Origin of the sequence: Methylobacterium sp. W2 (assembly GCF_020662345.1) — a bacterium.
In the GTDB taxonomy this organism is placed as follows: domain Bacteria; phylum Pseudomonadota; class Alphaproteobacteria; order Rhizobiales; family Beijerinckiaceae; genus Methylobacterium.
Genome location: NZ_VMOA01000057.1, coordinates 25,499 through 33,171 on the forward strand (window position 1 = coordinate 25,499; position 7,673 = coordinate 33,171).

Sequence of the window (7,673 nt, forward strand, 5' to 3'; positions counted from 1 at the left end):
TCAATTTCGTCGGCGAAAAATTATCGTGTTGCCTCGGTGATCAGGACGTCGTTCCAGTCCGCCCCGGCGATGGCCGGGATCTCGACGCGGACGGGCCAGCCCTTCATCGCGAGGCGGTGCGCCAAGCTGTAGGCAGAGGCCTGTCCGGCGAATTTCTTGTCGCTGTCCCCGAAGACGATGATCTCGCGGGCCTCCTCGGGCGGTATCCACTTGGCGAGCATGGTGCTGCTCACCGCGGCCCAGCACGGCACACCGAACAGCGAGGCCGCGGCAAAGGCCGTTTCGATGCCCTCGGCGATGCCCAGGACCGGTGCGGGATCGAACAAGTGGATCGCGGCGCCGTCAGGTATCGTTCCGGGCATCAGCCGCCGTTGGACCTCGACGTCGGCCTTCCTTCCGTCAGGGGTGAGGTAGGTCCGATGCAGGGTCGCAGGGATGCCGTCGTGCCCCATCACCATGGCGATCATGGCGGGATGGTAGGACACGACGTCGTCTTGGTAGCGGAGCCTGTCCGCGCACCGCAGGCACGCTGGAACGTTCGTTAGGCCGACCCGGCGGAACAGGTACCGTCCCACAGGATCGTCGCATGTGACCGGGTGCGAATTCCGCCAGAGGTCGTTCATGCTCCGCCGGCAGTCATCCTGCGACCGGACGGGCTTCACCGAGCGTTGAGCCGCCTCGCCGAGGAGTGGATCGACGCGCTCGGCCAGCGCCTTGAAGTCGAGCCCGAGGACGCGCATCGCCAACTCGGCGCCGTCGCCGGCATTGCAGGCGTTGCAGATCCAGGTGCCGCGCCCTTCGAGATCGTCGAACCGGAAGCGGGTCTTCCCGTCGCACATCGGGCAAGGCCCCTGCTTGCCCGTTAGGAACCGGCTGTCGATCCCGAGCAGGGGCAGGAGGTTGCGCCACCGGCCCCGAGCTCGCTCAGCGAGAGGCTTGCGCATTGCTGCCTCCCTTCGCCTTCGCGTATGCGATCTGCCTCGACCTGATCCAGTTCAGCAGGAACGGCTGGGGCTCAACCAGCGGGGCGTTGTGGTAGCGGTCGGGCCATACCCCCGTCAGCTCGCGGAACTTGTGTGCCGCCCATCCCTCCGAGAACTCCCGGCGCTTCGCGTAAAACTTGAGCTGGCCGAACAACGACTCCTTTTCCGTCATGCTGGCCCTGGATCGGGCCGGCGTCAGCTCGGTGAGCTGGCCGTCATCGCACTCGATCTTGCTCTGCTTTTCCGCCTTGAACCCGCAGGCCGGGCACTTCGCGACCTTGGCCGGTTTCAGGAATTTGCACGACGTGCATTCCTTCGGCAGGGCCTCCTCGCGTGCCTTCGCATCGCGCTTCTGGCGCTCGCGCCCATCGTCGAGCGTGTCATGGTGGATGTCGGTCACGAACCCGAGGCGCAGGTGCGTATCGGAGTGGTCGAGGATCAGGCAATCGTCCTTGCCATCCGCCGTCCGCAGGCCGCGCCCGATGATCTGGACGAACAGCATCTCGGATTTGGTTGGCCGGGCCAGGACGATGCAGCGAACGTCGAGGTCGACGCCGGTGGTCAGGCATCCGACGCTGGTGATGACCCGCACGGTGCCGGCGGTGAACTGCCGGAAGATGGCCTCCCGATCGGCGGGCTTCGTGTAGGCGTCGATGTATCCCGTCGAGACGTCCGCTTCGGTGAACTTGTTCTGCAAAGCCTTGGCGTGCGCCCGATCCACCGCGAACACGAACGTTGGGCGGTCGCCCCCGTGCCGCTGCCACGTCTGGACGATGTCGGCGACCAGCTTGGGCTGGTTCATCGCTTTCCCGAGGTCACCCTCGTGGAAGTCACCCGCCACCGTTCGGACGCCCTTCAGATCGGGATGGCTCGGCGCGTACACCCGGAACTGCGACAGGTATCCCGCCTCGATCAATTCCTGTGTCGTCGTCACCTGGACGAGGTCGTCGTAGTATTTCCCCAGGCCCTTGGTCCAAGGAGTCGCGGAGAGACCGACGAACGGCACCGAGGCCCAATCGGGCGCCTTCATCCACAATCCGAGCATCTCGAACCAGCGGTGGGCCTCGTCGATCACGACGATGTCGAAACGCGGGATCGCCCGGCGCTGAAGGGTCTGGATCGACGCCACCTGGATCGTCTTGGTGGCGTCCGTCATCGGGTGGTCGCCCTGGATCACGCCGACGTCGGTAATGCCTTCGGCAAAGAACGAGCGAACTGTCTGGTCGATGAGCGACAGGGCCGGGACGACGAACAGCACCCGTTTGCCCTTCGCCAACGCACCCTTGACGATGGCACCCGCCACGACGGTTTTGCCCGCGCCCGTTGGGGCTTGGACCATCGGGCGGCGGTGGCCCGTGGACAAGGATTGGCGCAGCCGCTCAACGATGGCCTGCTGATGGGGGCGGAGTTCCCGGCTCATCGGGCGAACTCCTCGTCGTGATCGTGATGGTGGTAGCCGTTGCGGACCAAGCCGAGTCCGGGGTCCGGGCCGAATGCGTCATCACCGTACGGATCAGGCAGTCCGGGGTGCTTCTCCCCCTGAGCTAAATCCTGAAAGGTTCGATCACGGCTAGGTATTAGGTTCTTGGTAGTTCCTGATAGGTTCTTTCCCCGGCACGTGGTGCCGCTAACCCTACCTTCATATGCCGCTAACCCTACCTTAATATGCCGGTAACCCCCTTCGACCTTACCGGCATCATCTGCCGGAAAATCCGGCTGGTCGAGCGGCGCCGCCTCTACTATCAGTAGATCGAACTCTTGGCCCAGGTTGAGCACCACCACATCTGATGCGCGCCCCCCTGAACCGTTCCCACGATGCGTCCGAGAGATCACTCCCGCGGCTGTCAGTTCTGCCAGAACGAGACGTACCGTACGGATCGCCAGCCCAGTATCGGATGCCAGCGTGGCCTGTGACGGCCAGCATCGGCCGGCTTTATCGGCATAGTCAGCGAGGGCTGTCAGCACGACCCGGCAGGTGGTGCGCACCTTCTGCCGCTTGGCCCACTTTGTTGCGACGACGCTCATCTGGCCTCCCCGGCGAGAGGGGCAGCGACCGCGTCATCGGCTGCTCGGTAGGCATGCTCAGCAGCCACTATGTTGCCGGCAGCCCCTGCGATGGAGCGGCATCCGTAGCGGAGCAGTCGTTCGCCGAAATCGACGACCAAGCTGTAGTCGCCGGACGCGCGAGCGCGACGTATCAAGTCGTCTCGAAGGGCCCGCAGACTGTCGTCTGCGGCGTTGTAGAGGCACCTGTCGGCAGGTAGCCTGGACTTCAGATCAGACATGGAGCCACCGTTCCGGAAACTGCTTGCGCAGCCGGTGAAGAGTTGCTGAATGAGGTGTCGTGTGACGCTGTACGCCGCTAGGCCGGTCAGGGCGGCGCGCGGACCCTGGCCTTAGGCCGGTCGGCGGCTTGTAGGTGCCCGCGGAATTCGGCGCCCGGCGGTTCGCCATGACGCTCTCGAAAGGCCTTCAGACATTGAGCAGTCTGGCGATGGGCGGTTGCTCGCTGGCGGTTGGTATCGGCGGCGACATCTAAGCCTTCCGCCTCCAAGCCCAAGGCAAGGCGAGCGTCGGCATTCGCCCGTCGTTCGTGCCATCGAATGAGCCGATCCAGCGTCGGCTGTGGCGGGATCTCGTATTCGTAGGCCTCACCCATGATGAGGCCCCGCAACTAGGGCCGGAGCCAGGGCGCGATTGCGAACGCCTTGGACCGGAGCGCGTTGGCTTGAGCCTTCGCCCGATCCAACACTGAGATGCTGCGCCGGATCAGACGCCTGGCCCTCCATTCGGCGAAGCGTTGACGCCAGGAGGTGCCGGAGTTCGGCGACCTCGTCTTCAAGGGATCGGAGCCGCTCAAGATCTACCTCCAGGGGAACGATTGTGGCTGACGCGGCGGTGGCGCGCGCCTGCAGTATTTCAGGGCGATCTACCCGCGTGCGAGGATCGCAGTACCAGAGATCCTTCGTCCGGCTGAACGACCAGCCGAGCATCTTCGCGGCGCGGCGGATGCGCGCCTTCACCAGCCCAGCCGGGCCAGCAATTTGCTGAAGCAGGTCGCGCATCTCATCGCGCCGTTGGTCGAGGCAGCCGGCGGTCATTTGGCGTCGTTCCGACAAGAATTCGGACATTCCGATTTTCTCCCGTGGTCAAGATCATCTCGACCACGGGGACGGGAGAGACACAGATGCAGATCAGAAACGAAGGTCTCGGCGAAGTGGGAACGGCAGTCCGCAAGGTCTTGGCGGGCACGAACGGGCAGCCGGTCAGTAAAGGGATGAATTCCGATACGAAGCGGCAGGATTACAGCCGCCACAATGGCAAGGGGAACTTTGGGACGCCGAAGCGCGGGATGGTCGTGATGAGACGATGAGGATGTCATGGGGCTATGCCCTCCGCGGCAACGGAGGGCGCCCCGGCCCTGACCTTGAGGGGGCGCAAATCGGCAAGCGTAACCTCGCCTGAGCTCAGTTCTACGATGCGGGCGGCAACCCGGATCGACGGACCACGCTCGCGGTACCGAAGCTTCCGAATACCGAAAATCGATATTCCACCGACCTTTTCCGCCATTTGGCGATCTGAGAGACCGGCTATGCGCATCCACCTTCCGAGCACCATTTCACCACCCTCCGCTCTGCAGGGGAACGACGGTCGGACCCAGCGGCCGACGGAGGCCGTCCTGGCGGACGCCCTCGCCGTAATGCTGGTGGATCTGCTGGCGGTCCTGTCCGACTCGCCCACCGTCGAGACGCTGGAGCGACTGGCGAACCGGCTGGATGACCGTGGGCGAACCGCCAACGGAACGCTGTCGGCTGCTCTGCTCGGGCAAGTGAGCGCATCTCTGATGCGCATGGGCTTGTGAGGCCGCCATTAGATGCCGGCCCTCCGATCAAACACTTGGACCGGCACGTACACCGGTGGCGTGACGCCGAAGATGTCCGGTCGAAGATCGTGACGAGAAACCCGCGATACGCGCTCTACATCAAGCACGCGCTCTGCCGGGACCCTTCGCCATTGCTCGATCGCCTGACGTGTTACCCCAATGGCGGCAGCGAGGGCTTTCCTCCCACCTGCGTTCCGGCAAGCCAATTGCAGCGCGTCGTCAATCATGCAAGAGGTTCTAGCGTGACCGCGTAAAGTTAGCAAGCCATTCTTGCGTAGCGAGTCGGTGTCCTCCAGTGGCATTTTCCCCACCATGAACACATCACGAGGAGAAGCGCTCAGAAGCGCGCGCAAGGCCTTGCGGCTTACGCAGCAGCAGGTTGCGGACAAAGTCGGCGTGACTCGCGCTGCCGTGGGGTTATGGGAGAACGACGAGCCGATCTCCTTTCCAAACCTGAAAGCTGTTTGTGCGGCCCTTGGGATCGACGTAGCAGCAGCCGCAGACGGGGCTGTAAAGCAGGCGTCAAATGCTGCGCAGCACGTAATTGATAACTTGGATACAGTCGCCCAGAATATTGCATCTTCAATTGCCTCGGAACCCAATCTATTCGATAAAGAATATTTCATTAAGCGGGATAGAATACCGCTTTATACAATGTCCGACAAAAATGCGTTCCATGAATTGGGGAATGCCTTGCTAGGGGAAGCTCCGATAATGCTGGCCCCAAGATTTGGCCAGGATACAGACGACAACGCAATGTATAGAGTATGGCAAGACAATAACGTAATGGAGCCTTTATTTCCTGCTAAATCCGACTTTAGGGTTACCCCAAAGCACCCTGCGTCTATTGGGGATTACGTTATTGTCAATTTAAATGATGATAAAAAATATCCAGTAGGACAGCGACCTACTGGAGTTCATCTATTGCCCGTTTATTTTGGTCGTCTAGAAGACTACTCGTCTTCCGCCATTATATTATCGCAAACGAACCCACAGGCCCAGCACGCTATTCAGCTAAAACATATCGCGTCCATACATAGAGCATTCCCGCCAACCGAAAAATAATCTCGCAAGACATGCTTGCCAACGAAGGCAAGAAGATCTAGCTTCTGCCCATCGCCTCAAGCGGTGGAGCCGAACCATGTTCGCGAACGCCTACCCCTTCATCCCAATCTGCGCCTTCGCCCTGCTGTGGGCGATCGGCAATACGCTGACCAGCGGCGAGGCCTGATCATGTCGAACATGGTCGCCTTTCACGCTTATCGCATTGGCCAGCCTGAATGGCGGGCCGTACTACTGGCCGAAGCTATCCGGCACACGGCTCACGTAGCCGGCCCTATCAATCCTTGGGCTCTGTTCCGTCATCTTCAGAGCTGGCTCGGCATGGCCGAGGAAGAGTGTGGGTCCGAGATCAGCGCCATCCTGTTTCTGATGGTGCGTAGCGGCCTCTACACGTCGAATACCTATGACGTGAACGCCGGCATGGTCAGCATGGCCGCGCATACGCAATTCGGTGCCTCGCCGGCCCTGACGCTCTGCATGCACGGCGACCTCGATACGCCCACCCACGAGGACGGCGCAGCCTGAGATCACTCGGGCTCGCAATCCCGCGCGCCCGGAATGAAGCGGCCCCCGCCAGTGCTCGAACACTGACAGAGGCCTACCCCGAACCCACAGGACCAGCCATGGAACAGGGTGAAATCGCCCATAGCACAGTCATGCCCGAAGGGCAGGATGTGGAGCACAGCACGACCGATCATGCAGCGCTGGACGCAGCTGCGACTAAGCTGCTGACCGGTCGCGGCACCGACGCATCAACCGAATTGTCCGGCGGTGCGGACCCTGTCTTCGATCTTATCGCAGAACACCGCGCCGCCTGGGCGGCATGGGAGCCGTTCATGGTTGCCCAAAGCAACATCCTGCTTAGCGATCCGTCCTATGCCGCAGCCGCAGAAGCCGAACGTGTACCATCCGCTCGGGAGCGCTCCACCTTCGACGCTCTGATAGATGCGCGGCCGACGACGTTCGCCGGCATTCTTGCGCTGACACAATATCTAGCCGAGGCAATCAGCAAGGTATCAGTCGATGTCGAAGAGGACGACGGCCAGATCGCGCTGCGCAATATCGGTGAAGCTCTACGTGGCTTAGGACAGATACAACCCAGCCCAGTGTCAGACCCCATCTTCGCGCTGATCGAAGAGGGGCGCCGGCTGCTGGCGATCTCCGATGCCGCCTTCGCGATCCACGTCCCAAACGGCTCGAACACGCCGCCGGAGGTGGAAGAAGCAGTGACGGACGCCTTGCATAACCTGGTCGATCATTGCCGGGGCGTCCTGCTCCAGACCGTCCCACAGACAGCGTCCGGCTGCCAGGAGCTGGCGCGCTTCGCTGTCGAGTATTTTGAGCATCAAGACGTGCCGATCGACGACGATCAGCAGGCTGTGACCAGCCTCATTGCCCGGTCCCCATTTCTTGCAGGAGGAGGGGCATCTCTACGTGGACAATCCATTTTAGGTCAGGCTTCGCATTCGCCTGAAACCGCTCCGGCTGACCTCGCTGATGCCTGCGATTGGGCGGTGAAGCACGTCGCCTGGATGAACGCGACGTGCCCGTCAGAGCGTTGGGACGATGCCCGGCTCGGTGCCGAGGCAGACAAGTCGGATGAAGTCTGGAGACGGGCTGACCTGACCGGTATTTTGGACCGAGCCGATTGAGAGGCTACTGCATGGTGGCGACCATGGGTAGCCGGAAGGCCAGATCCGGGAAGGTGACAGGCGCGGGCGGCCGGTAGCCCAAGGACGAATGCG

The 7,673-nt window shown here is 62.1% G+C and carries 11 protein-coding genes; 5 read left to right on the forward strand and 6 right to left on the reverse strand.

What is annotated here, in order from left to right; genetic code table 11:
* Positions 1-20: 20 nt before the first annotated feature.
* From FPV16_RS23120 to FPV16_RS23140, 5 genes are all read right to left on the reverse strand, one after another.
* On the reverse strand, positions 21-944 hold the full coding sequence (locus tag FPV16_RS23120) for a toprim domain-containing protein (protein ID WP_227440880.1): 924 nt from the start codon (positions 942-944) through the stop codon (positions 21-23).
* Complete coding sequence (locus FPV16_RS23125; protein WP_227440881.1) at positions 925-2,403, reverse strand: DEAD/DEAH box helicase; 1,479 nt, start codon at positions 2,401-2,403, stop codon at positions 925-927. Before FPV16_RS23125 ends, FPV16_RS23120 begins: the two co-directional genes overlap by 20 nt.
* A complete protein-coding gene (locus FPV16_RS23130; RefSeq protein WP_227440882.1) occupies positions 2,400-3,008 on the reverse strand; it encodes a helix-turn-helix domain-containing protein in 609 nt (202 codons plus the stop codon). The genes FPV16_RS23125 and FPV16_RS23130 overlap by 4 nt, the downstream gene beginning before the upstream one ends.
* A 346-nt stretch (positions 3,009-3,354) precedes the next feature.
* Positions 3,355-3,642: a hypothetical protein gene (locus tag FPV16_RS23135; protein WP_227440883.1), complete on the reverse strand. Its 288-nt coding sequence runs from the start codon at positions 3,640-3,642 to the stop codon at positions 3,355-3,357.
* Complete coding sequence (locus tag FPV16_RS23140; RefSeq protein WP_227440884.1) at positions 3,635-4,114, reverse strand: hypothetical protein; 480 nt, start codon at positions 4,112-4,114, stop codon at positions 3,635-3,637. The genes FPV16_RS23135 and FPV16_RS23140 overlap by 8 nt, the downstream gene beginning before the upstream one ends.
* 14 nt (positions 4,115-4,128) lie before the next feature.
* Here FPV16_RS23140 and FPV16_RS23145 point away from each other — a divergent pair, with 14 nt between their 5' ends.
* Together FPV16_RS23145 and FPV16_RS23150 are read left to right on the forward strand one after the other, a co-directional pair.
* Entirely contained in the window at positions 4,129-4,356 is a 228-nt protein-coding gene (locus FPV16_RS23145) for a hypothetical protein (RefSeq protein WP_227440885.1), read from the forward strand.
* A gap of 219 nt (positions 4,357-4,575) precedes the next feature.
* The gene (locus FPV16_RS23150; RefSeq protein WP_227440886.1) at positions 4,576-4,845 is read left to right on the forward strand and encodes a hypothetical protein; all 270 of its coding nucleotides are present in this window, start codon (positions 4,576-4,578) and stop codon (positions 4,843-4,845) included.
* Between the two features lie 8 nt (positions 4,846-4,853).
* Here FPV16_RS23150 and FPV16_RS23155 read toward each other — a convergent pair whose 3' ends face one another.
* Complete coding sequence (locus tag FPV16_RS23155; protein ID WP_319802273.1) at positions 4,854-5,180, reverse strand: Cro/CI family transcriptional regulator; 327 nt, start codon at positions 5,178-5,180, stop codon at positions 4,854-4,856.
* On the opposite strand from FPV16_RS23155, the gene FPV16_RS23160 reads away from it, so the two are divergent.
* The 3 genes from FPV16_RS23160 to FPV16_RS23170 all read left to right on the forward strand — a co-directional run bounded on the left by FPV16_RS23160 (position 5,179) and on the right by FPV16_RS23170 (position 7,580).
* Complete coding sequence (locus tag FPV16_RS23160) at positions 5,179-5,931, forward strand: helix-turn-helix transcriptional regulator (protein ID WP_227440888.1); 753 nt, start codon at positions 5,179-5,181, stop codon at positions 5,929-5,931. The genes FPV16_RS23155 and FPV16_RS23160 overlap by 2 nt on opposite strands.
* Before the next feature lie 168 nt (positions 5,932-6,099).
* A complete protein-coding gene (locus tag FPV16_RS23165; RefSeq protein ID WP_227440889.1) occupies positions 6,100-6,453 on the forward strand; it encodes a hypothetical protein in 354 nt (117 codons plus the stop codon).
* Positions 6,454-6,551: 98 nt separating this feature from the next.
* Positions 6,552-7,580 carry a hypothetical protein gene (locus tag FPV16_RS23170; RefSeq protein ID WP_227440890.1) on the forward strand — a complete coding sequence of 343 codons (1,029 nt, stop codon included), beginning with the start codon at positions 6,552-6,554 and terminating at the stop codon, positions 7,578-7,580.
* Positions 7,581-7,673 lie beyond the last annotated feature (93 nt).